The following is a 25,334-nucleotide window of genomic DNA, read 5'->3' on the forward strand; positions in this document are numbered from 1 at the left end:
GCAGGGCAGGCTAGCCGACCAGCCCCGCGTCCTTCGCGAGCACCGCCGCCTGCACCCTGGACCGCAGGTCGAGCTTGGTGAGCACCCGCGACACGTGCGTCTTCACCGTCGCCTCCCCGACGCCGAGCCGGCGCGCGATCTGCTGGTTGGACAGGCCCTCCCCGAGGCACGCGAGCACCTCGCGCTCCCGGCTGGTCAGCTCGTCGAGCGCCGGGGTGGGCCGCGCGGGCGCGGTGGACGCGAACGCGGACATCAGCCGGCGGGTCACGCTCGGCTCCAGGACCCCGTCGCCCGCCGCGACCAGGCGGACCGACTCGACCAGCCGGGCGGCGTCGACCGACTTCAGCAGGAAACCCGCCGCGCCGGCCCGCATCGCGCCGTAGACGTACTCGTCCAGGTCGAACGTGGTCAGCACGATCACCTGCGCGCTGCCCGCCTCGATCACCTGCCGGGTGGCGTCCAGGCCGTCGGTGCCCGGCATCCGCACGTCCATCAGCACCACGTCCGGGCGCAGCGCCGCCGCCTTGCGCACCGCGGCCGCACCGTCCTCGGCCTCCGCGACGACCTCGACGCCCTCCGCGCCGTCCAGGATCATCGCGAGCCCTGCCCGGATCGCCGCGTGGTCGTCGGCGACCAGCACCCTGATGGTCACGCCCGCTCCAGTTCCGCGGGCAGCTCCGCCCGCACCCGCCACCGGCCGTCGGCCGGCCCGGCGACGAGCACGCCGCCCACCGCCTGCGCCCGCTCCCGCATGTTCAGCAGCCCGCGCCCGCTGCCCGGCGTCCCGGTGCCCACCAGCGAGTTGGTCACCTCGACCACCAGGTTCGCGTCCTCGCGCCCCACGGTCACCTCCGCGCGGCTGCCCGGCGCGTGCTTGATCACGTTGGTCAGCGCCTCCTGCACGATCCGGTACGCCGACAGGTCGACCGCCGCGGGCAGGCCGTCCTCGACCGTGGCGTGGGCGTCGGCGTGGATGTGGACGTCGAGACCGGCGGCCCGGGCCGAGTCCAGCAGCCGGTCGATGTCGCGCAGCCGCGCCGGGGCGGTGCGCTCGGTCTCCCCCTCGTCGGCGCGCAGCAAACCGATCATCGCGTGCATCTCCGACAGGGACGCGACGCTGTTCTCCCGCACCGAGCGCAGCACCTTCCGCATCGTGGCCCGGTCACCGTCCACCATGGACAGCACGGCCTCGGACTGGATCGCGATGGCGGACAGGTGGCCGGCGACCACGTCGTGCAGGTCGCGCGCCATCCGGGACCGCTCCGCCGCCACCGCCGCCTTGCGGTCGAGCTCGGCGATGACGGTGAGTTGGTCGGCGCGCGCCCGCTGTTCGCGGGCCATGTCCCGGTGCTGGCGCACGTTCATCGCCCACCACACCGGGATCAGCGGGATGCAGCACACCTGCAGGCCGACCACCACCGCGTCCCGCCAGGTGTGCGCGACCAGCACCGAGGCCGCGACCAGGCCGAGCACGACCACGCCGACCGACCACAGGATCACCCGGACGGTACGCCGCGACCCGTGCAAGACGGCGGCGAACAGCAGGTCGGTGAACACGATCACCACGGCGAGGCTGACCCCGAAGGACAGCTCCGCACCGAACACCACCACACCGACGACCAGCCCCACGGCCGGCGCGCGCGACCGCAGCAGTTCCGCCGCGCAGATCACCGCGAGGGTCACCAGACGCACCGGGTGCGACATGGCCAGCGCGGCGTCCCCGTCGAGCACGAACATGACCGGCAGCCCGGACGCGAGGATCACGTTGCCGAGGGCGAACAGGACGACCGCCTGCACCTGCGGGATCCGGGGCCCGGCCCACCGGCGGATCGCGGCGGTCGTCGAGCTCATGGGTCCATCACAGCACATCCGCCGGGACCCGCACCTCCGCCTGGCGCGGGAGGGGTCGTCCGTCGAAGTGATGACCCGCCGGTGAATCCGCCGGCCGACGACACGAGCCGGAAGCGGCGGCACGCTCGACGACGTGGGAGAACTGTTCGAGACGTTGTCCGAGAACCCGCTGGCCGTGGCGATCGTGCTCTGCGAGGTGGGCTTCTGGGTCGTGCTGGCCGGCGGCCTGGTGGCCCGCTACCTGCTGCGGCTGCGGCGGACCAGCGCCGTGCTGCTGGTCAGCACGCCGCTGCTGGACCTGGCGCTGCTGGTGATCACGGTGGTGGACCTGCGGGGCGGCGGCGAGGCGTCGGCGGTGCACGGCCTCGGCGCCGCGTACCTGGGGTTCAGCGTCGCGTTCGGACACTCGCTGATCCGGTGGGCCGACCAGCGGTTCGCGCACCGGTTCGCGGGCGGCCCGCCGCCGGTCAAGCCACCGAAGCGGGGGCCGGCAAGGCTCGCACACGAATGGCGGGAGTGGGGCAAGTGCGTACTGGCCTGCGCGATCGCGTGCGCGGTGATGGCGCTGCTGTCGTTCGTGGTCGGCACCCCGGAGCGGACCGAGGCGCTCTGGCAGCCCCCGGGCGGATGGATGCCGCGGCTCGGGATCGTCACGGCGATCTGGTTCGTGGCGGGTCCGCTGTGGACGCTCCTGTCGTCGGGAACGAGGGACTACGAGAGGGACCGAGCATGAAGTGGGTTACCGAGCTGGTGGGCGTGCTGCTGTGCATCCAGGGCATCGGCGGCGGGGTGAGCGCGGTCATGCACGGCCATCCGAGCTGGTTCGTGGTGCGACACGTGCTACCGGACGGCGCCCAGCTCCCGGCCGCGATCGTGATCGCACTGGTCGGCGGACTCGTCCTGCTGGCCAACTCCCGGCGCCGGCAGGCATCCTAGCCATGGATTCCTTGTGCGGATGTCTGCGCCTGATCAACAGGTACCTCAGGGGAACGTGACGGCACTCAACCACAATCAACCTCGGCATCCACGCCTGCGCCGGGACGCGACCCACGCATGGAATCGCGGGGAGGCGGGCTAGTTCTAGTCCGGCCAGGCAGGCGGGCGCTTCTCCAGGAAGGCGGCCATGCCCTCGCGGGCGCCCGGGAGCTGGGACGCCGAGGCCATCACCTCCAGCGCGATCGCGTAGGCGTCGTCCTCCGGGCGGTCGAGTTGGGCGTAGAGGGTCCGCTTGCCGATGGCCTTGCTCGCCCGGCTGCCCCGGGTCGCCCTGGCCAACAGCTCGGCCACCGCGTCGTCGAGGTCGGTGTCCGGGACCACGCGGTTGACCAGGCCCCAGTCGAGGGCGGTACGGGCGTCGATCGGGTCGCCGGTGAGGGCGAGCTCCATCAGGCGCTTGCGGCCGACCGCGCGGGCCACCGGAACGGCCGGGGTGTGGCAGAACCAACCGCCCCGGCCCCCGGGCAGGGCGAACCCGGCCGACTCGGCGGCCACCGCCAGGTCACAGGACGCCACGAGCTGGCAGCCCGCCGCCGTGGCCAGGCCGTGCACGCGGGCCACCACCACCTGCGGGACCGACTGGATCGTGCGCATCAGATCGGTGCACACGTCCAGCAGGTCACGCACGCCCGTCAGATCCCGGGCGGCGACGTCGGCGAAGTCGTGGCCGGCGGAGAACACCGGGCCCTCGGCACCGAGGACGATGCCGGTGGCGTCGGTCGCCCCGGCCTCCCGGAACGCGTCGCACAGCTCGGTCAGGTGCTCGAACGACAGCGAGTTCCGGCGGGACGGCCGGCTCATCGTGATCCCAACCGTGTCGCCGTCCCGCCTGACCAGCAGGTGTCGGTACTCCGCCATGCCCCGACGGTAACCCGCCCGCTACCCCCGCTCCAGCACCGCCTGCAGGAACGACCGGGTGCGCTCGTGGTCGGGCTCGCTGAACAGCTTGTCCGGCGCCGCGTCCTCGATCACCTTGCCGCCGTCGAACATCATCACCCGGTCGGACACATCGCGGGCGAAGCCCATCTCGTGGGTGACACACAGGAAGGTGATGTCGGTCGTGCGGGCGATGTCCTTGAGCAGCGCCAGCACCCCGGCGACCAGCTCCGGGTCCAGCGCCGAGGTGACCTCGTCGAGCAGCAGCACGTCCGGCTGCATCGCCAGCGCCCGCGCGATCGCGACCCGCTGCTGCTGGCCGCCGGACAGCTGCGACGGGTGGGCGTCCACCTTGTCGTTCAGGCCGACCAGGTCCAGCAGCTCACGGGCCCGTTCCTCGGCCTCGGCCCTGGACTTGCCCAGCACCCGGACCGGGGCCTCGGTGAGGTTCTGCATCACCTTCATGTTGGGGAACAGGTTGAACTGCTGGAACACCATGCCGATGCGCTTGCGCACCTCGCGCTGGTGCTTCTCGTCGGCCCGCACCAGCCGGCCGCCGCGCTCCATGTGGCTCAGGTACTCGCCACCCACCGTGATGACCCCGGACGTGACCTGCTCCAGGGTCATCACCAGCCGCAGGATCGTGGTCTTGCCCGACCCACTCGGCCCGATCAGGGTGACGAACTCCCCCGGCGCGACCGTGAAGTTCAGCCCGTCCAGCACCGTGACCGGGCCGAAGCTCTTGCCGACGTCCTCGAACCTGATCATGGCGTTGGTTCCGGACTCAGCGTGCGATTCCGACACGTCGTTCCATCCATCGGGTGAGTAGGGATGCCGAGTAGCTCAGGATCAGGAACAGCACGCCGGCGATCGTGATCGGCTCCACGTACCGGAACGCCTGCGAACCCTCCTCGGCGGCGACGCCCACGATGTCCAGGACGCCGATGGTCAACAGCAGCGGAGTCTCCTTGAGCATGGAGATCGTGTAGTTGCCCAGCGCGGGCAGCACCCTGGGGATCGCCTGCGGCAGGATCACCTTGGTCCAGGTCCGCGACCGGGGCAGGCTCAGCGCGGTCGCCGCCTCCCACTGGCCCCTCGGCACCGCCTCGATACCCGCGCGGTAGACCTCCGCCGCGTAGGTCGCGTAGTGCAGGCCGAACACGACGACGCCGGTGGTGACCGGGTCGAACAGCAGCCCGATGTCCGGGAGCACGTAGAAGGCGAAGAACAGTTGCACCAGCAGCGGGGTGCTGCGGATGAACTCGATGACCGCCCAGGCCACCATGCTGACGATTCGCAGGTCGGACCTGCGCAGGAGTGCGAGCCCCAGACCGATCACGTAGGCCAGGATCGAGGCGAGCACGGTGACCTTGATCGTCATCCACAGCCCGCCGCCGACGATGCCCGGAAGCACCTCGAAGGCGTAGTCCCACTGCCACACGTCGTTCACCGGTCACTCACCCCCCTTGCGGCGCAGATCGGCGAGGCCGCCCTTGCTCTGCTCGGCCGGCAGCGGGTCCTTGCCGCCGCCGAACCTGGCGAAGACGCTGTCACGTTTCGTCGGCTGCCTGCCGACCAGTGCGGCCGCACGGCGTTCGAGCCACCGCATGCCCATCGTGATCAGGATCGCCAGCAGCAGGTAGAACAGCAGGATGACGGTCCAGATGGTGGCCGCCTCGCTGACGTTCCTCGGGATCAGGACCTCCTTGCCCTGATGGGTCAGCTCCGACACACCGATGATGGTCAGCAGCGCGCTGCCCTTGAGCAGCTGGATGAACAGGTTGTTGAACGGCGGCACCATCTCCACCAGCGCCTGCGGCAGGATCACCCGGCGCATCCGCTGCGCGGGGGTCATGCTCAGCGCGATCGTGCCCTCGTACTGGGCCCTGGGCACCGACTGCACCGCGCCCCGGACGATCTCGGCGCCGTACGCGCCGAAGTTGAGCCCGAGCACGAGGATGCCGACGAGCAGCGGCACCAGCCGGTAGCCGAGGAGGATGGGCAGCGCGAACATGACCCAGTACAGCTGCACGACCTCCGAGGTGCCGCGCCAGATCTCCACGTAGATCCGCGCGATCACCCGGACGGTCTTCAGCCTGGACAGCATGGCCAGCCCGAACACGAACGAGAGCACGGCCGCGATCGCGATGCCGGCGACCGTGGCTCCCACCGTGATCCACAGGCCGTCCGCGGCCGTCGAGATGTACTCCGGCACATTCTCGAACATGGGTTCTACCGCGCCGTTCCGCGGCTCAGCCGGCGCACAGGTCTTCGGTGGTCACGTCGTCCGGAGGCAGGTTGTCCTCGGTGAACCCGAACGGTTCGACGATCTTCAGCCACTCGCCGCTGTCGTGCAGCTTGGTCAGCTCCTGGTTGAACCGGTCGAGCAGCTCGGTGTCGCCCTTGCGGAAGACGAAGCCGCCGGCCTGGATCTGCTCCTCGCCGTCGATGACGGGGACGAAGCCGTCGGTCACCTCGAGCTGGGCGTCCGGGTTGTCCTTCTTCAGCTGCTTGAGCGAGATGTCGGTGAGCGCGCCGCAGTAGGCCCGGCCGTCCTGCAGGGCCTGGAAGAGCTCGGCCTGGCCGTCGTAGGGCTGGATGTCGCCCTCGGGGATGCCGGTCGCCTTGGCGACGGACTGCTCGATGGTGCCGGAGAGCACGGCGACCTTCAGCTTCTTGGCCTTGACGTCCTCGAAGGTGGTGACCTGTTGCGGGTTCCCGGTGGGCACCATGAACGCGGTGGGGGTGACGTAGTCGACCACCGAGAACGCGGCGTTCTCGCACCGGTCGGGAATGATCGCCATGCCGGCGGCGACCATGTCGTACTGGTTGGCGTTCAGGCCCTGGATCAGCTGGCCGAACTCGACCTGGTCGGCGTCGACGTTGTCGATGCCCATCGCCTTGAACACGGCCTTGGCGACCTCGGGGGCCTCACCGGTGACCTTGTCACCCTCGGTGAAGCCGTAGGGCACCTCGCCGGCGATGCCGACCTTGATCGTGCCGGCGTCCTGGACGCGTTGCAGGGTGTTGCCGTCACCCGACTCGGGCACCTCGGAGCACGCGGCGAGCAACGCCGGGCCGCCGAGGGCGACGGCTCCCAGAGCCGCGCCGCGCTTGAAGAGATCCCGCCGTGTCCAGTTGTCGCTCGCCATCGTGTCTGTCCTTTTTCTCACGCGCGTCCGGCGTTCTTCGGTCACTGATGATTGGTGACCGAACGTAGGCCCATCCCCGGAGCGGGTCAAAGGTCAGACGCAAGATCAGGACTGCCCGTTAGCAAACCGAGACATGCCGGCTGTTTCCCTAGCGGACACTTTCCGCACGACTACGGCAGGTTGCTGTCATGGGGGTTGCGGGTGGTCCGTCGCACACGGCTCATCCGGTGAGTCCGTTCGCCGCACGGACCACGTCGACGATCTCATTCATGATCTCGGTGAGCTCGTAATCCTTCGGGGTGAAAATCCTGGCGACTCCGCGTTCACGCAGGAGGTGCGCGTCGCCCGGCGGCACGATTCCGCCCACCACAACGGGGATGTCGTCGGCGCCGGCCGCGCGCAGGCCCTCGACCACCTCGGGAACGACGGCGAGGTGCGAACCGGAGAGGATCGACAGGCCGACGACGTGCACGCCCTCCTGCACCGCGGCCGCCACGATCTGCTCGGGGGTGAGACGAATGCCCTGGTAGACGACCTCGAAACCGGCGTCCCGGGCGCGAACGGCGATCTGCTCGGCGCCGTTGGAGTGGCCGTCGAGGCCCGGTTTGCCGACCAGCATGCGCAGCCGGCCGCCGAGTTCGTCGCCGGTGGCCAGGACGCGGTCGCGCACGACGGCGAGCTCGCCGGCGGCCTCGCCGCTCGCGGACGCGCCGGAGACCCCGGTCGGCGCGCGGTACTCGCCGAACACGGCACGCAGCGCGCCGGCCCACTCCCCCGTCGTGACACCGGCCCGTGCGCACTCCACAGTGGACTCCATCAGGTTGGCGTCACCGCGAGCGGCCGAGGTCAACAACTCCAGCGCCTTGTCCACATCGGACTGGTTGCGTTGGGCCCGCCACCGCTCGATGGCGGCGACCGCCTCCTGCTCGACCTCGGGCTTGATCGTCTCGATGGTTCCCTCGCCCTGCAGCGGGCTGGTTTCGGTGGTGTCGAAGCGGTTGACGCCGACCACGATCTCGTCACCCGTCTCGATCCGGCGGCGCCGCTCGGCCAGCGAGGCGACGAGCTGGGTCTTCATGTACCCGGACTCGACGGCCGCCACCGCGCCGCCCATCTCGAGCACGCGGTCGATCTCGGCCTTCGCGCCGGCCACGATCTCGTCCACCTTGGACTGGACCACCGGGGAGCCGTCGAAGATGTCCTCGTACTCCAACAGATCGGTCTCGTAGGCGAGCACCTGTTGCATGCGCAGCGCCCACTGCTGGTCCCACGGGCGGGGCAGGCCGAGCGCCTCGTTCCAGGCGGGGAGCTGGATCGCGCGGGCGCGTGCGTTGCGGGACAGGGCGACCGCGAGCATCTCGAGGACGATCCGCTGCACGTTGTTCTCCGGCTGCGCCTCGGTCAGACCGAGCGAGTTGACCTGCACGCCGTAGCGGAAGCGGCGGTGCCGGGGGTTCTCGACGCCGTAGCGTTCGCGGGTGATCTCGTCCCACAGGGTGGCGAACGCCCGCATCTTGCACATTTCCTCGACGAACCGCACGCCGGCGTTGACGAAGAAGGAGATGCGCGCGACGACGTCGCCCATCTTCTCCCGCGGCACCTGTCCCGAGTCGCGAACCGCGTCGAGCACGGCGATCGCGGTGCACATGGCGTAGGCGACTTCCTGGACCGGGGTGGCGCCCGCCTCCTGCAGGTGATAGCTGCAGATGTTGGTGGGATTCCATTTCGGCACGTTGGCGACGGTCCACGCGACCATGTCGGTGATCAGGCGCAGACTCGGGCCGGGAGGGAAGACGTAGGTGCCGCGGGAGAGGTACTCCTTGATGATGTCGTTCTGCGTGGTGCCGGTGAGCTTCGCGACCACGTCGTGCCAGTCGGCGCCCTGTTCCTCGGCCTGTTCCTGGGCCAGGGAGACGTAGAGGGCGAACAGCCACATGGCGGTGGCGTTGATGGTCATCGAGGTGTTGGCGTCGGCGAGCGGGATGCCGTCGAAGAGCTGACGCATGTCGCCGAGGTGGCTGACCGGGACACCGACCTTGCCGACCTCGCCGCGGGCGAGGACGTGGTCGGGGTCGTAGCCGGTCTGCGTGGGCAGGTCGAACGCGACCGAGAGACCGGTCTGGCCCTTGGCCAGGTTGCGCCGGTAGAGGGCGTTGGACGCGCGGGCGGAGGAGTGCCCGGCATAGGTGCGCATGACCCAGGGGCGGTCGCGCTCGTCGTCGGTCGGATACGGCATCGGACACCTCCCGTGCGATCCCCCGACTGTACTGGCCAGTAACCCGATGGGCAGAGGTTGTGGTGAAGACCGCACGGAGGACAATGGGAGGGTGGCGTACACCCTGTTCGTCCCGCTGGGCGTGATCGGCGTGCTGGCGGTGGTTCTGTGGTGGGCGTCGAACCTCGACACCGACAAGGCCCACCGCAAGGAGTACGGCCTGCTGCGTTCGGTGGCCACGGTTCCGTCCGCGACCGCGGCCCGGATCGTGGAGGAACGACTGCGGTCCGTTGGTGTCCCCACGACCACGGTCCCCGCCGAGGACGGCGAACACTGGCGGGTCCTCGTCTTCCCCACCGATCAGGACGTGGCCGTCCGGACGCTGCTCCGGGACTGACGCCGAGGTCAGCCGGTGCCGGCGAGCTGGGTGACGAGGAGGTCGAGCCGTTCCTCCTGCCCGGCCGGGGGGATGCGACCGCTGTCGGCCAGGACGACCAGGCCGTGCAGGGTGCTCCAGACGACCTCGGCGAACAGTTCACGTCGCTCGTCGTCCTGGCCGAAGCAGTGGACGAACTCGTCGAAGCAGGCTCGCAGCGAGGGCGGGGTCTCGGCGCTCGCGAACTTGAGGTCGGTGGGCAGGATGAACATGGCCTGGTACAGGGCGGGGCGCTCGGCCGCGAACCCCAGGTAGGCGCGGCAGACGGCGCGTAGGGCGTGTTCTGGGGTGTTCCGCCGGGCGCGGCGCAGGTGGGTGGCGAGTTCGCCGAACCCGTCCAGGGCGACGGCGCTCACGATGGCGTCCTTGCCGTTGAAGTGGCTGTACAGCACCGGCTGGCTGTACTCGACGCGCTCGGCGAGCCGGCGGGTGGTGACGGCCTCCCAGCCTTCGGTCTCGGCGAGTTCGCGCGCGGCCGTGATGATCAGTTGGTGACGGTGGGCGCGTTCGCGTTCGCGGCGGTCGCTGACGGCGGACATGGGTGGATCGTAGCAACGCTAGACATCCTGCCGAGGGCAGCGTAACGTCGCTATTATCTCTAGCGCCGCTAGATTTCATTCACGGAAGAAGGAACCATGCTCAGCTACGTCGCCAACGTGCTCGCCGGACTGATCGGTGCGGGTGTCGTCCTGATGGGAGCGGGCAACCTTCTGGTGCCGCGGGCCGCGCTCGGCTTCGGCATCCCCGGCACGCCGACCGAGGACCACACGGTCCGGGCCTGGCTGGCCGTGAAGGCCGCGCGCGACACGGCGTTGGGGGCGCTCCTCCTCATCGTGCTGGTAGGAGCGACACCGCACCTACTGGGCTGGGTCATGCTGGCGGCCACCGCCATACCCGCCGCCGACGCGTTGATCGTGGCGCGCAGTAACGGGCCCAGGTCGGCCGTCTACGGCGTGCACGGGGCCACCGCCGCGGTGATGCTGGCGACCAGCGTGCTACTGCTCGTCGCCTGATGACGTGTCAGCCGCGGGTGGCCCCGGTCCGCCGCGGCGGGTAGCCCCGGTCCGCCGCGGCGGGTAGCCCCGGTCCGCCGCGGCGGGTAGCCCCGGTCCGCGGCGGCGGGTAGCCCCGGTCCGCCGCGGCGGGTAGCCCCGGTTCGCGGCGGCGGCGGGTAGCCCCGGTCCGCGGCGGCGGGTAGCCCCGGTCCGCGGCGGTCGCGGGTGGCCCCCGGTCCGCGCCGGTCGGGTTTCACCGGGTCGGGTGAACCACCCCCGCGGACGTGCCGCCTCGGCGGACCGGTTCGCCCACCGCGATGACCTTCCCGTGCCGGGCGAACTCCAGACCTGCCGCCACCCCGATGGACGAGCTGGTGCTGAACCGGTGGCCGAGCGCCTCGAGTGCCGGGCCGGCCGATTCGAGGAACGCCGGCTCCGCCAGGGTCGTCGGCGCGTTCCGTTGCGAAGCGCGGGGTGCCGCGATCGCCTCGGGCAGGTTCATCCCGAAGTCGAGCCGGTTGACCAGGATCTGCAGCACGGTCGTGATGATCGTCGTCCCGCCGGGTGACCCCACCGCGAGGAACGGCTCGCCGTGCTTGAGCACGATCGTCGGCGACATGCTCGACCGCGGCCGCTTGCCCGGCTCGGCCAGGTTCGGGTCGGGCGCGTCGCCCTGCGTCGGCGCAAAGTTGAAGTCGGTCAGCTCGTTGTTGAGCAGGAAGCCCCGGCCCGGCACGACGATCCCACTGCCGCCGAGCTGTTCGATGGTGTTCGTGTAGGAGACCACGTTGCCCCACCTGTCGCTCACGACGAGGTGGTTGGTGTGCGCGCCGTGGTTGCCTCCGGGGGTCGCTTCCCCGGTGTCGACGCACCCGCCGGGACCGAACGGGTCGCCCGGCGGTACCGGGCTGGTCGCCGCCGCGTCCGGGTCGATCTGACAGGCGCGCTGCCGCGCGAACCGGTCGGACAGCAGCTGGCGCTGCGGAACGTCCACATAGGCCGGGTCGCCGATGTAGCGGTTCCGGTCGGCGAACCCGAGCCGGCTGGACTCCAGGTAGTGGTGCAGGGCCGACACCCGCTCCATCTCGGACAGGTCGAATTGCTCCAGGATGTTCAGCGACTCGCCGACGGTGATGCCGCCGCTGGAGGGAGGCGCCATGCCGTAGACGTCGTAGCCGCGGTAGCTCGACCGCGTCGGCCGGCGGTCAATGGTGCGGTAGTCCTTGACGTCCGCCATGGTCATCAGGCCCTGCGGCGGGTCGATGGTGGCGTCCGGGGCGAGCGGCGGCGTGCGCACCGCGTCGACCATGTCGCGGCCGATCGCCCCGCGGTAGAAGGCGCCGGTGCCGTGGCGCGCGATCTCGCGGTAGGTGTCGGCCAGGTCGGGGTTGCGCAGGCGGGAGCCGACCTCGGGTACCCGACCGTCCGGCAGGAACAGTTCGGCGGTGGAGCTGAACTGCGCGAACCGCTCGGCGTTCCCGGCGGTCTGCGAGCGGAACGCCTCGTCGACCACGAAGCCGCGCTCGGCCACCCGGATCGCGGGTTCGAGCATGTCGTCCAGGTCGAACCGGCCCCACCGGTCCAGCGCGCGCTCCCAGGTGGCGAGCATGCCCGGGACGCCGACCGACAACCCGCTGGTCACGGCCTTGTCGAACGGGTAGGGCTCGCCGGTTTCCGGATCGATGAACATGGTCTCGTCGCCGGCCATCGGGGTGGTCTCGCGGCCGTCGATCGTGGACACCCGGCCGGTGCGCGCGTCGTAGTACACGAAGAAGCCACCACCGCCGAGCCCGGCGACGTAGGGGTCGGTGACCCCGAGCGTCGCCGCGACGGCGACCGCGGCGTCGGCCGCCGTGCCGCCTCGGCGCAGGACCTTGAGCCCGGCCTCGGTGGACTCGGGAGTGTCGGAGACGACCGCGCCGCCGTAGCCCACCGCGAGGTGTTCCTCCCCTCTCGGCCGGTGGTCGGCCGAGGCCGCGACGCCACCGGCCACGAGCGCGGACGTGAGCAGGAGACCGACCGACAGTGCCGAACCGATGCGGCGGGTGCGCATGCCAACCCCTTCCGTCAGGTGCCTTCTAGTTCATACCCGTCATGCCGGTCGTGCACAACGACTACGAACCCAGGTACCGCAACACCGCGAGCACTCGTCGGCTGTAGCCCGTCCGTGGGTACAGGTCGAGCTTGTCGAAGATCGAGTTCACATGTTTCTCCACCCCGCTCAGTGACATGTGCAGCAGCTTGCTGACGTTGGCGTTCGTATGGCCCTCGGCCATCTTCTGCAGCACGGCACGTTCCCGTTCGGTCAGTTTGGCGAGCGGGTCCACGTGCGACGTGCGCGCCACCAGCCCGCGGATCACCTCCGGGTCGAACGCCGCGCCGCCGCCGCCCACCCGCTCCAGCGCGTCGAGGAACTCGGCGACCTGGGCGACCCGGTCCTTGAGCAGGTAGCCGACCCGACCACGGTCGTCGCTGATCAGCTCCGCCGTGTAGCGCTTCTCGACGTACTGCGAGAGGACGAGCACGCCCACCTCCGGCCAGCGGTCACGCACCTCCAGCGCGGCACGCAGCCCCTCGTCGGTGTGGCCGGGCGGCATCCGTACGTCGGTGACGACGACGTCCGGCTGGTCGGCTGCGACGGCGGCGACCAGCGCGGCGGCGTCACCGACCGCGGCGACGACCTCGTGGCCCTCCTCGACGAGCAGCCGGACCAGGCCCTCGCGCAGGAGGGTCGAGTCCTCGGCCAGGGTCACGCGCATGGCAACCTCGCGGTGACGGCCGTCGGCCCGCCGGTCGGGCTGACCACGTCGAGTTCGCCGTCCGCCGCGGCCACTCGCCGGGCCAGGCCGGACAGGCCCGTGCCGGTGGGCTGAGCGCCGCCTCGGCCGTCGTCACACACCCGCACCTCCAGCCAGGAGCCGCTCTGACGCACACCGATGTCGATCCGATTCGGCGCACCGTGCTTGATCGCGTTGGTGACCGCTTCGGACACGACGAAGTAGGCGACGGTCTCGGTTGCCAGGTCGGGCCGGTCGGGTAACTCGTAGACCAGGCGCACCGGGACGCTGGATCGTTCGGCCACCGTCTCCAGAGCGGGATGCAGTCCACCCTCGTCCAACGCGGTCGGGTACACCCGCCAGGTGACGTCCCGCAGGTCGGCGAGGGATTGCTGGGCCTCCTCGTGGGCGAGCCGCATCAGCTCGTGCAGCCGGTCTGGGTCGGTCGCGCGGCGGGCACGGCCGAGCAACAGGCCCAGCGCGACCAGTCGCTGTTGCACGCCGTCGTGGAGGTCGCGTTCGATGCGGCGGCGCTCCTGGTTGACGGCCTCGACCACGCCGGCGCGGGTCGTGGCCAGCTCGGACACACGCTCGCGTAACAGCTCCTCCTCGCTCGGGCCCAGGTAGTACCTGATCAGCATCCCCTCCAGCCGGGCGACGCCGATGAGCCCCCACACGGCCACGAACGCGAGCATCGCACCCAGCCCGACGACGACGATCGGGTCGCTCCAGCCCATGGTCTCGGCCGGATCACCGCCGATCGCCTCGCCGTTCAGCATCTGCCAGAGCATGAGCGCGCCGCTGGCCGCGCCCCAGAGGATCAGTACGAAGATGCTCATGCCGAGCAGGCCGACGGGCGATCGCAGGCACAGGAATCGCAGCGCGCGCTCGCCGGTGAAGTCGGCGTCGACGGCCGGGCCGGTGCCGAGGTAGCGGTTGACGCGGCCGCGGTCGGCCGTGGCGAGGCGGCGGGCGCTCGCGTGTACGAAGGGACGTAACACCGGCACCGCTTGCAAGGGCACCGCGAGGAGGAAGAAGGGCGTCTCGACCACTGCGACGAGGCTGCCCAGAACGAGCCCGACGGTGCCCTCGAACGCGCGCCGAAGGAGGGCGGTGTTGGGCATATGGCCACGTTACCGAGGGTGCGGCGGCACCGTACTGCGGTTTACCGCAATGTCCTACTGAGGTATTCACCCACCGAGTTTTGCGGTTCACCACATGGCCGACCCACCCCCAGATTCGTAGCGTGGAGATCGACACCAACCGAACACCCAAGGAAGGCCCACCCGCATGAACCTGTCTCTAGCCGCCCAAGCCGAGCCGGTGGACGGCATCGCCGGCCTCGCCGTGGACCTGATGGACAGGTTGGGTGGACCAGGAGCCGCGCTGCTGGTCGGCATCGACAACGTGTTCCCGCCGATGCCGAGCGAGCTCGTGCTGCCACTGGCCGGGTTCGCCGCGAGCCAGGGCACCATGAGCCTGATCAGCGCCCTGATCTGGACCACCGTCGGATCGGTCGCCGGCGCCATGCTCACCTACTACCTCGGCGCCTGGCTGGGCCGCGACCGCACCAGGTCCCTGATCACCCGCGCTCCCCTGATGAAGGCGTCCGACTTCGACCGAACCGAACGCTGGTTCCAGAAACACGGCACGAAGGCGGTGTTCTTCGGCCGCATGGTGCCCCTGTTCCGGAGCCTGATCTCGTTACCCGCGGGTGTGGAGCGGATGCCGCTGTGGAAGTTCCTGTCGCTCACCACGCTCGGCAGCCTGATCTGGAACTCCGGCTTCGTCATCGCCGGCTACATGCTGGGCGCGAACTGGCAGGTCGTGGACCAGTACGCCGGCATCTTCCAGAAGGTGGTCATCGGCCTGGTCGTCCTGGCGATCGTCGTCTTCGTCGTACACCGCCTCCGCGACCGCCGCAGGGAGAAGTCCAAGCAGGAGACGACCCCAACCGGCAGCCACCCACACCCCTAACCCCCTAGCCCACCACCACGAACGCTGACCGCATTAGGTGACCCACCGGTCAGCGTTCGTACCAAACCACAAGCCAGCACCACTCACAGAACCCCAAACGCCGACATCCCCCAAAGATCGAGAGTACGAACAGCGGCAGAAGGGAGGCGCCAACGCAGCCGCAAAGCCCAGCCCACTCCGTTCGAAGCGCAGCACCCAGCCCGCCACCCGCTCGACGACCGGCAGCGCCGCCGAACGTGGCCTCGCCCCCACACCGCAGCACACCGCGGACCTGGAGCGCACGCCGCTGCGATACGACGGCAAGCACACAGTCGTAGCCCTGTCGGCGGGCCCTACCCAACAAGCGCCGAGAACAGCCGCCAATATCCAGCCCCCATGGGCTACGCCCACGCCAAGGACTGTGGCCCCACCGGCAATATGCATGGCTCTGCTGACGGTCGCCTGCCGCCACAGCTCGGGCTGAGCCGTGACCACGACCGAGCTGGCTCGCACTGACCATGCCCGTGGCCAGAGCCTGGCCACAGCCGTGGCCGTGGCCGTGACCGTGGCCGTGGCCGTGGCCGTGGCCGTGGCCGTGGATCGGGCCGTGGATCGGGCCGTAGCTCGGGCTGACCTGCAGTCACGACCATTGCCGTGGCTGGGGGCCGTGCCAAGGGCTGGCTCGGACCGGGGTCAGGGCCGAGCCAACCCAGAGCGGGACCCGAGCCAGAGCCAAGGCCAAGGCCAAGGCCAAGGCCAAGGCCAGCGTGCGGTGACCAGGGCCCTGGTCGTGACTCGGCTGGGGCCGCGACCGGGGTTTCGGCTCGGCCGCAGCCATGACCACGACCCGCGGTCGAGGGACGACCCACGACCGGGACTGGCCCGGGGTGCTGACCGCGACTGAGCTGGCTTCGGACGGGGCATGACCGTGGCCAAAGCCGTTGCCAAAGCCGTAGCCATGGCCATGGCCATGGCCATGGATCGAGGTGAGCCTCGACCGCGACTGGGACGACGATCGGGCCGTGGCTCGGGGCAGCCGTGACCACGACCAGGTCCCGTAGTTTTGAGCCGTGACCCGGCTGGTCTGGGCTCCCCCCGTGACCGCAGCCGAGCTGGCTCGCACCGGGGCCAGGGCCGTGAAGTGGTCAGAGCTGTGCCCGCAGATCGCAATGAGCGTCGATTGGGGGCCAAAGGCCGCGACCGAGGCCGTGATCGGGCTAGACTTGGCCACGATCATCGCCATGGCTGAGGGCTGTTCGGGCTCGGCTATGACCAGGGCCAGAACATGCATCGCCGCGACCAGAGCTGCGGCCGTGACCAGAACCGGGCCGTAGCTCGGGCTGGGCAACGACTGCGGCCGAGGCCGCGACCGGGCCGTAGCTCGGGCTGAGCTTCAGCCCCGACCATTGCCGTGTCGGGGGCCGTGCCGAGGGCTGGTCCGGGGCTCGGCCGTGACCGCGGCGGAACTGGCTCGCACTGGGCCGTGAGCGGGGCCAGGGCGAGCAACCGGCCGGTGCTGTCGGTTCGATACCCTCAGAGTGTGTACCGAGCCGCGGCGGTAGATCGCATCAGCGGCATCCGGGTGTTGAGCACGTACGGGGTGTTGAGATACGGCTCTGCGGCGTCCGGTCCCGGAGCCTCTGGAAAACCCGTTCGTGGTCCGCGGCAGTCGCTGCTAGCTTTCGGGAAGCCGTGCGGGAGAGCGAGGAGGTGGTACCCGTGACCGGATCGACATGGGTGCTCCGCGCTGGGGTCACGGTCGGGCGATAGGTCGTCCGGGAGCGCCGTTCACGAGCACTCCCGAAAGGCACGACCATGCGATTCACGTCCGAACAGCGCTTCGACGACGGTGTCCTCGAACGCGGATTCACCATCGGGGAGATCCCGGGACTCCTGTGGACGCCCGCATCCACGCCCGCACCGGCACCGCTGCTTCTGCTCGGGCACCCGGGCGGGCTGGACAACATGTACCCGCGGCTGATGGCCCGGGCTCGGCACGCCGCGGCGGAGGGCTTCGCCGCGGCCACCATCGAGCTTCCCGGGGGCGGGGAGCGGCCTCGTTCCGCCGCCGCGGAGCAGGCGCGGGCCGATCTGCTTCGGGCGTTGGAGGGCGGCCGACCAGTCGACGACGACATCGTCGATCGGCTCGTTGTTCCGTTGGTGGATATGGCGGTTCCGGAATGGCGGGGCGTGCTGGACGTCCTCCTTTCGGTGCCGGGGATCGGGAGGACGGTCGGGTACGCGGGTGGGGTCATCGCCGTCGGTGTTCGGCTGGCGGTGGTCGAGCCGCGTATTTCGGCCGCCCTTCTGTTCGCCGGGAGTTTCGTGCCGCGCATCACGTTCGAGGAAGCGCGGCGGGTCACCATTCCGCTGCACGTTCTACTGCAGTGGGACGACGAAGGGAACGATCGGCAGATGGCGTTGGATCTGTTCGACGCCTTCGGTTCCAAGGAAAAGACGTTGCACGCCAACATGGGCGGGCACACCGGCGTCCCACCATTCGAGGGGGACGCGGGGAATCGGTTCTTCGCCCGGCATCTGATGTGAGACCCGGACGTTTGGGTGACGGCTGATGTTGGGACGTCTTTCTCGAGAGACAGGCGGCCTTTCGACGGCGAACTGGTGTGTACCGTCCGACCTCGGCGTGCGGCCATTTCGCGCCCGAACGGTCGGGCGAGCGACTCGGAGCGAATTTCCGTCGGCTCCGGCGGAAGCTGCCGAGCGTGCCGCGCTGTCGGATGGGTCGACCCGGAACTCGGCGAACGCCAGGTACTTGTGGCGGTGCTGGACCCTCGGGGGAGGTGCACGACGAATCACCGGGCTCTGGCTGGTTAATCGGTGGCAGGCGGGGGCGGCGCGGCCGACAATGCGGGAATGACCTCGTCGGAGGATTCGGCAGGGCCCACCGCGACCACCGCGACCAGCGCGACCGGCCCGACCGCCGCGACCACCGCGACCAGCGCGACCGGCCCGACCGCCGCGACCAGCGCGACCGGCCCGACCGCCGCGACCACCGCGACCAGCGCGACCGGCCCGACCGCCGCGACCGCCGCGACCGCAGCGACCGGCGCGACTCGTTGGACGGACGCGACCGTCTACCCCGACATGTGGGTCGACCCGGATGACGATCCGCGGGAGACCGGTGTCGAAAGCGCCGACGAGCGCGGCATGCTGCTCGACTACCTGCGCTACTACCGCCTCACGCTGGAGATGAAGTGCGCGGGCCTCGACGCCGAGCAACTCGCTCGGCGCTCCATCCCCCCGTCCACGATGTCCCTGCTCGGACTCGTACGGCACCTGACCGAGGAGGAACGGCACCTTCGCCGGGTCATGGGCGGCGAGGACGCGCCCAAGCTCTACCGCACCGACGACGACCGGGACGGGGACTGGAACGGCGCGATCGCCGACCCTGCCGTCGTGGCCGACGCCTGGCGGCAGTGGCGAACCGAGGTCGAACTCACCGACCGGTTCGTGGCGGGCGTCGATGACCTCGGCTCCCGGAACGCCGGCGTCTCCGACCTCGGGCCGGACGGCGCGGACCTGCAACTACGCGACATGCTGATGGCGCAGATCGCGGAGTACGCGCGGCACTGCGGGCACGCCGACCTCCTGCGGGAACGGATCGACGGGCGGGTCGGCCAGTAGCGGCTACACGATCAGGCTCGGTCGGGGGCCTCGGCCACGCGGCGGACATCGGCACCCAGTGCGACCATGTTCTCCACCAGGCCCGGGTAGCCGCGGTCGATGTGGAAGACGTCCCACACGTCGGTCACCCCTTCGGCGCACAGGCCGGCCAGCACCAAGCCCACGCCGGCGCGGATGTCGGAGGCCCACACGGGAGCACTGGACAGCTTGGGGACGCCGCGGACCACGGCGTGGTGGCCGTCGGTGCGGGCGTCGGCGCCCAGGCGGACCATCTCCTCGATGAAGCGGAACCTCGCCTCGAACAGGTTCTCCGTGATCATCGACGTGCCGTCGGCGATCGACGACAGGGCGATGGCGAACGGCTGCAGGTCGGTGGCGAAACCCGGGTACGGCAGGGTCACGAAGTCCACGGCGGTGGGCCGGTCGCTCTGCACGACCCGGAACGCGCTGTCGCTCTGGATCGTCACCTCGGCGCCGGCGGTACGCAGCTTCTCCAGGACCAGGTCGAGGTGGTGCGGGTCGACGCCGCGCACGGTCACGTCGCCCTGGGTCATGGCGGCGGCGAAGGCCCAGGTGGCGCCGACGATGCGGTCGCCGATGACGCGGTGCTCGGTGGATTGCAGGGCGTTCACACCATGAACCGTCAGGGTGGACGTGCCGGCGCCCTCGATCTTGCCGCCCATCTGCTGCAGCATCGTGCACAGGTCGACGATCTCCGGCTCGCGCGCGGCGTTGTCGATCACCGTCGTGCCGTTCGCCAGGACCGCGGCCATCAGGATGTTCTCGGTGGCGCCGACGCTGGGGAAGTCGAGCCAGATCTGCGCGCCGTGCAGGCCCTCGGCCTCCGCGACCACACAGCCGTGCTCGATCTCGCTGCGCGCGCCCAGTTGGCGCAGGCCGTTCTGGTGCATGTCCAGGGGGCGCGAGCCGATCGCGTCCCCGCCCGGCATCGCCACCACCGCTCGCTTGCAGCGGCCGACCAGGGGTCCGAGCACACAGACCGACGCCCGCAGCTTGCCCATCGCGGCCGAGTCCGCCCGGTGGTTCAGCTCGGCGGGTGTGCTGATGGTGACCGTGTCGCCGACGATCGTCACCTCGCAGCCGAGACTGCGCAGGACCTCGGCCATCAGCGGCACGTCCAGGATCTGCGGGCAGTTGGTGAGCGTGGTGGTGCCCTCCGCCAGCAACGCGGCGGCCATCAGCTTCAACACGCTGTTCTTGGCGCCGACGACCTCGACCTCACCGGCCAGTCGCGCGCCACCGTGGACCTGGAAGTGCTCTGTCACGAGCGCCCATCATGCCCGAGCCGGATGAATCCCTCGCGCACGCCCCGTGGTTCGCCGACGACCCCGTCCGCCCGTCCGCTAGCCTGCCGCCGTCACGAGAGGGGACGCCATGAACGCGCAGACCGACCGGTCGGACACCGCGCTGTCCAGGCTGGCGAGTCCGACCGGGTTCCTGCTGGTCCTGCTGCTGTTCCTGCTGCTCCCGTTCCTGTCGGTGTCCTGCGAGGTGCCCGGTGTCGGGTCGATCGGCGCCGACTACAGCGGCGGGCAGCTCGCGGTCGGCGCCGAACCGGAGGTGGAGGTTCCCCCGGACCTCGCCGACATGGCCGGGGAACTGCCCGGCGGGGACGGCCAGGAGCCGCCGCCGGACCCGGGCGTCCAGGTTCTCGCGATCGTCACCGGGTTGGTCCTGCTCGCGGGGATCGTGGTGCCGCTGCTCCCCCGCCCGCGCGGCCGGGCCCGGTCGTACCTGGCCGTCGGCACGGCCCTGCTGGCCGCGGCGGCGGTCCTGGTCACGCAGCTGGTCGCGCGGTCGAACCTCGCCACGGAGCTGCGGGCGGACGCGGAGAACCTCTCCGACGGGGAGCAGGCCGCCATGCCGGACGTCGACCAGATCGTCGACGAGATGATCCACGCGGAGATCGGCTTCTGGCTCAGCCTGTTCGGGTTGATGCTGATCGCCCTGGTCAACGTCGGGCTGCTGATCAGGGACCTGATGCTCCGCCGACCCGGCCGGACCGCCGGGGAGGCCACCGACACCCCGGTCGCGGGGTTCTTCCGTGACGACGACCCACCCGACGACCGGGACGAGAGATGAGTGCGGCACCGCGCCGCCGGTATCGTGCGGACCATGGCCGTCCACATCACGCGTGTCTACACCCGGGTCGGGGACAGCGGGACCACCGCGCTCGGTGACGGGCAGCGGGTTCCGAAGACCGACCCCCGGCTGGCGGCCTACGCCGACGTCGACGAGGCCAACGCCGCGATCGGTGTCGCGGTCGCCATGGGCAACCTCGACGCCGAGCTGGTCGACGTGCTGCGCCGCGTGCAGAACGACCTCTTCGACGTGGGGGCCGACCTGTGCGCGCCCGTCGTCGACAACCCCAAGTACCCGCCGCTGCGGATCACCGAGGAGTACGTCGGCCGCCTCGAGGGCTGGTGTGACGACTTCAACGCGCGGCTGGGCAAGCTCGACTCGTTCATCCTTCCCGGAGGCACCCCCGGCGCCGCCCTGCTGCACGTCGCCCGCACGGTCACCCGACGGGCGGAGCGCGGCGCGTGGCGGCTCGTCGAGGTCGACGGCGAGCGGACCAACGCCCTCGCCGCCACCTACCTCAACCGGCTCTCCGACCTGCTGTTCGTCCTCGGCCGGGTGGCCAACCCGGACGGCGACGTGCTGTGGGTCCCCGGCGGCGACCGCGACTGACGATTACTGCGAACGGACCGTTCCGGCCCTCCCCGCCCGGGTAGTCCACCGGGCATGTCCAGAGCGATCCAGGCCAAGAACAGCACCGCCGCGCAGACCCTCGGCCGCGCCGGCATGGTCTGCTACGGCGTCATCCACGTCCTCATCGGCTACCTGGCCCTGCGCGTCGCGTTCGGCGACGGCGGGGAGCAGGCCGACCAGCGCGGCGCGCTCACCGAGATCGGCAGCGGCGGGTTCGGCAAGCTCGTGCTGTGGGTCCTGGCCGTCGGCCTGTTCGCCTACGCCGCCTGGCAGGCCCTGATGGCCGCCAAGGGCTTCCACTGGGTCCTCAAGCGGCGCGAGCGCACGGTCAAGCGCGTCGCCGCGGTCGCGCGGGCGGTCATCGGGGTCGTCCTGGGCGTCACGGCCGTCCGGCTGGCCAGCGGGAACGGTTCCGGCGGCTCCGGCGACCAGCAGCAGCGGTCGTGGACCGCCCAACTGCTGGCCCTGCCCGCCGGCCGGGTCCTGGTCGGCGTGGTGGCCATGGTCGTCATCGGGATCGCGGTCGCGCTCGTGGTCAAGGGCGTGCGCGAATCGTTCCTCGACGACCTCGACACCACCGCGCTCCCGACGGGCAGCCGGCGCTGGGTGACCAGGCTCGGCATCGCGGGCTACCTCGCGAAGGGCGTCGTGCTGGGGATCGTCGGGGTGCTCATCGGCATCGCCGCGCTGCACCGGAACGCGGGCCGGTCAGGCGGGCTGGACGCCGCGCTCAGGACGGTCGCCGGCCAGCCGTTCGGGACGGCGGCGCTGGTGGCGGTGGCGCTGGGCCTGGCGGCCTACGGCGTGTTCTGCTTCGCCGCCGCGAAGGCGCACCGCACCTAGAACGCGACTCAGGACGCCCAGGGCAGGCGGCCGGGCGGGGCGGACTCCAGCCACGACAGGAACCCGGTCAGCGCGTCCGGGCTCATCGCGAGCTCCACGTCGGGGCCCGGGCCGGCGGCGCCGGCACGGAAGCGCAGGACCAGGGACGACGGGGGCATGCTGTACTGCTCCGGCCCGGACGGCTCCCGGCGGTCGGCGATCTCGAGACCGCTGCGGTGCAGGACCCGGTCCGGGCCGGGGCGCAGGCTCAGCACGCGGAACCACACGAACTCGTCGCCCTGGTAGCGGCCGACGCCGAGGTGCCATCCCTTGCCGGAGTCGTCGAGGCGGGTGCGCAGGGCCGCGTGCACGCCACCGGACCGCAGCGCGCGCAACCTGCGCACGGCGAACCAGGCCAGCACGACGGTGACCAGGAACAGGACCGCTCCGACGACGACAGTGATGTCCACGACGGCCCGCCCCGCCTGCCGTCAGTCCGTCTGTCCCGCGGCGCGCAGTCGGGCGTGTGCCCTCGCCCGAGTCTCCTCGTCGCCCTCGAGCTCGGCCCTGGCGGCGGCCACGTCGATCTCGTCGGCCAGGTCCGCGGACTCGGCGAGGATGCTCACCGTGTCGGCGGTGACCGACAGGAAGCCGCCGTGCACCGCGGCGGTGACCGTCTCGCCGTCGGTGGTCCGGACGGTGACCACACCACCCTCGACCAACTGCCCGAGCACCGGCTCGTGACCAGGCATGATGCCGATCTCACCCTCGGTGGTCTGCGCGACGACAAACGTGGCAGTACCCGACCACAGGCGTCGTTCCACGGCGACCAGCTGGACGGACATCTCAGCCACGCGATACCTCCTACGAGTCAGCTTGGGTCGAAGTCTAATTGGTCTGCTGACAACCTCTCCCGGCAGGCCGGTGTCAATACGGGTGAATCACCTCACCCGAACCTCTGAGGAACACATGGACGATGCGGAGTTCACCGACTTCGTGGCCCACCGCTCCCCCGCGCTGCTGCGCACCGCGTACCTGCTCTGCGGTGGCGACCACGCCGCGGCCGAGGACCTGCTGCAGGAGGTCCTCGAACGCGTCTACCCCCGCTGGCGCCGAATCCGCGACCGGGCAGAGCCCTACGTGCGGGCGGCGCTGGTCAACGCGGCGACGAACCGCTGGCGCCGCCGGAGCCGCCGGGTCGCCGAGACGCCGCTGGTGTGGGACGGCCCGCACCCGGCCGTCGCCGGGCCGGAACAGCACGTACTGGACCGGGACCGCGTGGTGCGGGCGCTCGCCACACTGCCGCCGAGGATGCGCGCGGTGCTGGTCCTGCGCTTCTTCGACGACCTCTCCGAGTCCGACACGGCAGCGGCACTGCGCTGCGGTGTCGGCACCGTGAAATCCCAGACCTCGCGCGGGCTCGCCCGGTTGCGCGAGCTGATGGCCGAGCCCACCCCCCAACGGAGCAGCTGACATGGACACCCGCGATCTCACCAACGCCCTGCGCGAGGCCACCGACGACATCGAACCGCCGCCGGGCTTCACCGACTCCGTGGTCCACGGCGGCCGGCACAGGCGCACCCGCACCCGCCGCGCCGTGACCGCCGCCGTCGCCGGCACCGCCGTCCTCACGGCCGCCGTCGCCGTCGCGGTCGTGGTGCCGACCCAGGGGGCAGGCCCGCTCCCACCCGGTGTCTCGAAAACCGAACGGGCACCGAAGGCGGACATGCGGCTGAACCTGTCCGGCGGCGAACTCGTTCACGAGCAGGCGGTCGTCAGCCAGGTCGTCGAGGCATGGAACACCGGCATGACCGGCGCCCCGGTCAACCCGGACGGCGCCCTCGACGACCGCCTCGGCGAGCCGCACGTCTACTGGGCGGGCGAGACCCCGTACGGCGTCGCCGCGCTCGTCATGCAGACCGTGCGGCTCCCCGGGGACGATCGGGTGCCGCCCGAACAGCAGGGTCAGGAACGGGTGGTCACCGGGCTCGTCGCGCCCGCGCCGGGAACCGACGAGCCCCGACTGCTCGGCGTCCAGGTCGACGCTCCGGGACAGCTGGGCTACTTCCTACTGCCCGACGACCGGACGGTGCTCGCGGTGGCCCCGCCGCACGTGCCCGGCGGGCTCTCGATCTCCCCCGAGATCCGCTACGCCGGGAACGGCACGTCGAGCCGCGCGTGGACCGAGGTGCCGATCGACGGCGGCGCCGGCGTCCTCCAGCTCCCCGAGGGCACGAACGTGCACAACGTCCGGCTCGTCGCGGGTCGGCCGGACGAGCCGGAGAACGCGAAGCTCGGCGGCCACCTGCCGCTGCTGCGCACCGCAACCTACCCGGACCCCGCGCCCGAGCCCGCCTTCCACGGCCTCGGCTGGAACGGAACGCTCGTCGCCGGCGAACCACGCGACCTCAGCCGGACGCCCGAGGACGTGTTCGTCACCGCGGTCCGCGACGGGAACGTGCTCGATCCCTGGTCGTACGTTCCGAGGGCGCCGGAGTGGACGGTCGTGGCCGGGCTGGCGGACGGCACGACGGTCGTTCTCGGCGAGTGGCAGGAACTCGACCATCCCGCCTACCTGTACGCGGTGACGCTCAGGCCAGGCGGGTACGAGGTGGCCCGCGTGGCCCGCGTGTCCGAAGTGGACCCGGAGCGCCCGCTGCCGGTCGTGTACCGGGTGCCGGGCGGCCAGGAGGTCGTCGTCGCCGCACGGGGACAGCAGCTGAGCTACCGCACCGCCGACGACGGCACCTGGTCGCAGCCGGTCGCGGACGCCGCGCTGGTACCGGCCGACACGGTGTCGGTCCGCGTCGGCGACGAGGTCGTCGATCTGTAGACACGAGAACGGCGCCCCCGCGAGGTCGTGGGGGCGCCGTTCGTCGT

General features: G+C 70.9%; 27 protein-coding genes. 12 read left to right on the forward strand and 15 right to left on the reverse strand.

What is annotated here, in order from left to right; translation table 11 throughout:
* Positions 1-10 precede the first annotated feature (10 nt).
* Together JT362_RS18260 and JT362_RS18265 are read right to left on the reverse strand one after the other, a co-directional pair.
* Positions 11-652, reverse strand: a complete 642-nt coding sequence (locus JT362_RS18260) for a response regulator (protein ID WP_260192479.1) — start codon at positions 650-652, stop codon at positions 11-13.
* Complete coding sequence (locus JT362_RS18265) at positions 649-1,851, reverse strand: sensor histidine kinase (RefSeq protein WP_260192480.1); 1,203 nt, start codon at positions 1,849-1,851, stop codon at positions 649-651. Before JT362_RS18265 ends, JT362_RS18260 begins: the two co-directional genes overlap by 4 nt.
* A 133-nt stretch (positions 1,852-1,984) precedes the next feature.
* Between JT362_RS18265 and JT362_RS18270 the strand changes: the two genes are divergently transcribed.
* Together JT362_RS18270 and JT362_RS18275 are read left to right on the forward strand one after the other, a co-directional pair.
* Positions 1,985-2,584, forward strand: coding sequence for a hypothetical protein (locus JT362_RS18270; RefSeq protein ID WP_260192482.1), 600 nt, complete (start codon positions 1,985-1,987; stop codon positions 2,582-2,584).
* A complete protein-coding gene (locus JT362_RS18275; protein WP_260192484.1) occupies positions 2,581-2,787 on the forward strand; it encodes a hypothetical protein in 207 nt (68 codons plus the stop codon). Before JT362_RS18270 ends, JT362_RS18275 begins: the two co-directional genes overlap by 4 nt.
* A gap of 144 nt (positions 2,788-2,931) precedes the next feature.
* Here JT362_RS18275 and JT362_RS18280 read toward each other — a convergent pair whose 3' ends face one another.
* The 6 genes from JT362_RS18280 to JT362_RS18305 all read right to left on the reverse strand — a co-directional run bounded on the left by JT362_RS18280 (position 2,932) and on the right by JT362_RS18305 (position 9,111).
* Positions 2,932-3,705, reverse strand: coding sequence for an enoyl-CoA hydratase-related protein (locus JT362_RS18280; RefSeq protein ID WP_260192485.1), 774 nt, complete (start codon positions 3,703-3,705; stop codon positions 2,932-2,934).
* Positions 3,706-3,726: 21 nt separating this feature from the next.
* Positions 3,727-4,491 (reverse strand): ectoine/hydroxyectoine ABC transporter ATP-binding protein EhuA, encoded by a 765-nt coding sequence (gene ehuA, locus JT362_RS18285; protein WP_260192486.1) that lies wholly within the window; start codon positions 4,489-4,491, stop codon positions 3,727-3,729.
* Positions 4,492-4,507: 16 nt separating this feature from the next.
* Positions 4,508-5,173, reverse strand: a complete 666-nt coding sequence (ehuD, locus tag JT362_RS18290; RefSeq protein WP_260192488.1) for an ectoine/hydroxyectoine ABC transporter permease subunit EhuD — start codon at positions 5,171-5,173, stop codon at positions 4,508-4,510.
* 3 nt (positions 5,174-5,176) lie between these two features.
* The gene (gene ehuC / locus JT362_RS18295) at positions 5,177-5,950 is read right to left on the reverse strand and encodes an ectoine/hydroxyectoine ABC transporter permease subunit EhuC (RefSeq protein ID WP_260192490.1); all 774 of its coding nucleotides are present in this window, start codon (positions 5,948-5,950) and stop codon (positions 5,177-5,179) included.
* A gap of 25 nt (positions 5,951-5,975) precedes the next feature.
* On the reverse strand, positions 5,976-6,875 hold the full coding sequence (ehuB, locus tag JT362_RS18300) for an ectoine/hydroxyectoine ABC transporter substrate-binding protein EhuB (protein WP_260192491.1): 900 nt from the start codon (positions 6,873-6,875) through the stop codon (positions 5,976-5,978).
* Positions 6,876-7,095: 220 nt separating this feature from the next.
* The gene (locus JT362_RS18305; protein ID WP_260192494.1) at positions 7,096-9,111 is read right to left on the reverse strand and encodes an ethylmalonyl-CoA mutase; all 2,016 of its coding nucleotides are present in this window, start codon (positions 9,109-9,111) and stop codon (positions 7,096-7,098) included.
* Between the two features lie 91 nt (positions 9,112-9,202).
* Between JT362_RS18305 and JT362_RS18310 the strand changes: the two genes are divergently transcribed.
* The gene (locus JT362_RS18310; RefSeq protein ID WP_260192496.1) at positions 9,203-9,487 is read left to right on the forward strand and encodes a hypothetical protein; all 285 of its coding nucleotides are present in this window, start codon (positions 9,203-9,205) and stop codon (positions 9,485-9,487) included.
* Positions 9,488-9,495: 8 nt separating this feature from the next.
* On the opposite strand, the gene JT362_RS18315 is transcribed toward JT362_RS18310, so the two are convergent.
* Entirely contained in the window at positions 9,496-10,065 is a 570-nt protein-coding gene (locus tag JT362_RS18315) for a TetR/AcrR family transcriptional regulator (protein WP_260192497.1), read from the reverse strand.
* 96 nt (positions 10,066-10,161) lie between these two features.
* Here JT362_RS18315 and JT362_RS18320 point away from each other — a divergent pair, with 96 nt between their 5' ends.
* The gene (locus JT362_RS18320; RefSeq protein ID WP_260192498.1) at positions 10,162-10,539 is read left to right on the forward strand and encodes a DUF4267 domain-containing protein; all 378 of its coding nucleotides are present in this window, start codon (positions 10,162-10,164) and stop codon (positions 10,537-10,539) included.
* 235 nt (positions 10,540-10,774) lie between these two features.
* Here the strand turns inward: JT362_RS18320 and ggt are convergent, their stop codons facing one another.
* The 3 genes from ggt to JT362_RS18335 all read right to left on the reverse strand — a co-directional run bounded on the left by ggt (position 10,775) and on the right by JT362_RS18335 (position 14,422).
* The gene (gene ggt, locus JT362_RS18325; RefSeq protein ID WP_260192499.1) at positions 10,775-12,574 is read right to left on the reverse strand and encodes a gamma-glutamyltransferase; all 1,800 of its coding nucleotides are present in this window, start codon (positions 12,572-12,574) and stop codon (positions 10,775-10,777) included.
* A 61-nt stretch (positions 12,575-12,635) separates the two neighbouring features.
* Complete coding sequence (locus JT362_RS18330) at positions 12,636-13,280, reverse strand: response regulator transcription factor (RefSeq protein WP_260192500.1); 645 nt, start codon at positions 13,278-13,280, stop codon at positions 12,636-12,638.
* Positions 13,271-14,422, reverse strand: a complete 1,152-nt coding sequence (locus JT362_RS18335) for a sensor histidine kinase (protein ID WP_260192501.1) — start codon at positions 14,420-14,422, stop codon at positions 13,271-13,273. The genes JT362_RS18330 and JT362_RS18335 overlap by 10 nt, the downstream gene beginning before the upstream one ends.
* A 166-nt stretch (positions 14,423-14,588) precedes the next feature.
* Here JT362_RS18335 and JT362_RS18340 point away from each other — a divergent pair, with 166 nt between their 5' ends.
* The 3 genes from JT362_RS18340 (at position 14,589) to JT362_RS18350 (ending at position 18,899) form a co-directional block, all read left to right on the forward strand.
* Positions 14,589-15,275, forward strand: coding sequence for a DedA family protein (locus tag JT362_RS18340; protein ID WP_260192502.1), 687 nt, complete (start codon positions 14,589-14,591; stop codon positions 15,273-15,275).
* Between the two features lie 1,794 nt (positions 15,276-17,069).
* Positions 17,070-17,801, forward strand: a complete 732-nt coding sequence (locus JT362_RS18345) for an alpha/beta hydrolase (protein WP_260192503.1) — start codon at positions 17,070-17,072, stop codon at positions 17,799-17,801.
* 327 nt (positions 17,802-18,128) lie between these two features.
* The gene (locus JT362_RS18350) at positions 18,129-18,899 is read left to right on the forward strand and encodes a DinB family protein (protein ID WP_260192504.1); all 771 of its coding nucleotides are present in this window, start codon (positions 18,129-18,131) and stop codon (positions 18,897-18,899) included.
* Between the two features lie 11 nt (positions 18,900-18,910).
* Here the strand turns inward: JT362_RS18350 and murA are convergent, their stop codons facing one another.
* Positions 18,911-20,185 (reverse strand): UDP-N-acetylglucosamine 1-carboxyvinyltransferase, encoded by a 1,275-nt coding sequence (gene murA / locus JT362_RS18355; protein ID WP_260192505.1) that lies wholly within the window; start codon positions 20,183-20,185, stop codon positions 18,911-18,913.
* Between the two features lie 109 nt (positions 20,186-20,294).
* Here murA and JT362_RS18360 point away from each other — a divergent pair, with 109 nt between their 5' ends.
* Genes JT362_RS18360 through JT362_RS18370 form a run of 3 tightly spaced genes read left to right on the forward strand, consistent with a single transcriptional unit; the run spans position 20,295 to position 22,475 of the window.
* Entirely contained in the window at positions 20,295-21,002 is a 708-nt protein-coding gene (locus JT362_RS18360; protein WP_260192506.1) for a hypothetical protein, read from the forward strand.
* 33 nt (positions 21,003-21,035) lie between these two features.
* Positions 21,036-21,611 (forward strand): cob(I)yrinic acid a,c-diamide adenosyltransferase, encoded by a 576-nt coding sequence (locus JT362_RS18365; protein ID WP_260192507.1) that lies wholly within the window; start codon positions 21,036-21,038, stop codon positions 21,609-21,611.
* 54 nt (positions 21,612-21,665) lie between these two features.
* Positions 21,666-22,475: a DUF1206 domain-containing protein gene (locus JT362_RS18370; protein WP_260192509.1), complete on the forward strand. Its 810-nt coding sequence runs from the start codon at positions 21,666-21,668 to the stop codon at positions 22,473-22,475.
* Between the two features lie 8 nt (positions 22,476-22,483).
* Here JT362_RS18370 and JT362_RS18375 read toward each other — a convergent pair whose 3' ends face one another.
* Together JT362_RS18375 and JT362_RS18380 are read right to left on the reverse strand one after the other, a co-directional pair.
* Positions 22,484-22,924, reverse strand: a complete 441-nt coding sequence (locus JT362_RS18375; protein WP_260192510.1) for a DUF2550 domain-containing protein — start codon at positions 22,922-22,924, stop codon at positions 22,484-22,486.
* Between the two features lie 21 nt (positions 22,925-22,945).
* Positions 22,946-23,308: a F0F1 ATP synthase subunit epsilon gene (locus JT362_RS18380; protein WP_260192511.1), complete on the reverse strand. Its 363-nt coding sequence runs from the start codon at positions 23,306-23,308 to the stop codon at positions 22,946-22,948.
* Positions 23,309-23,423: 115 nt separating this feature from the next.
* Here JT362_RS18380 and JT362_RS18385 point away from each other — a divergent pair, with 115 nt between their 5' ends.
* Together JT362_RS18385 and JT362_RS18390 are read left to right on the forward strand one after the other, a co-directional pair.
* Positions 23,424-23,927: a SigE family RNA polymerase sigma factor gene (locus tag JT362_RS18385; protein WP_260192512.1), complete on the forward strand. Its 504-nt coding sequence runs from the start codon at positions 23,424-23,426 to the stop codon at positions 23,925-23,927.
* A gap of 1 nt (position 23,928) precedes the next feature.
* Positions 23,929-25,287, forward strand: a complete 1,359-nt coding sequence (locus JT362_RS18390; RefSeq protein ID WP_260192514.1) for a hypothetical protein — start codon at positions 23,929-23,931, stop codon at positions 25,285-25,287.
* Positions 25,288-25,334 lie beyond the last annotated feature (47 nt).

Source organism: Actinophytocola gossypii (assembly GCF_025165815.1).
In the GTDB taxonomy this organism is placed as follows: Bacteria; Actinomycetota; Actinomycetes; order Mycobacteriales; family Pseudonocardiaceae; genus Actinophytocola; species Actinophytocola gossypii.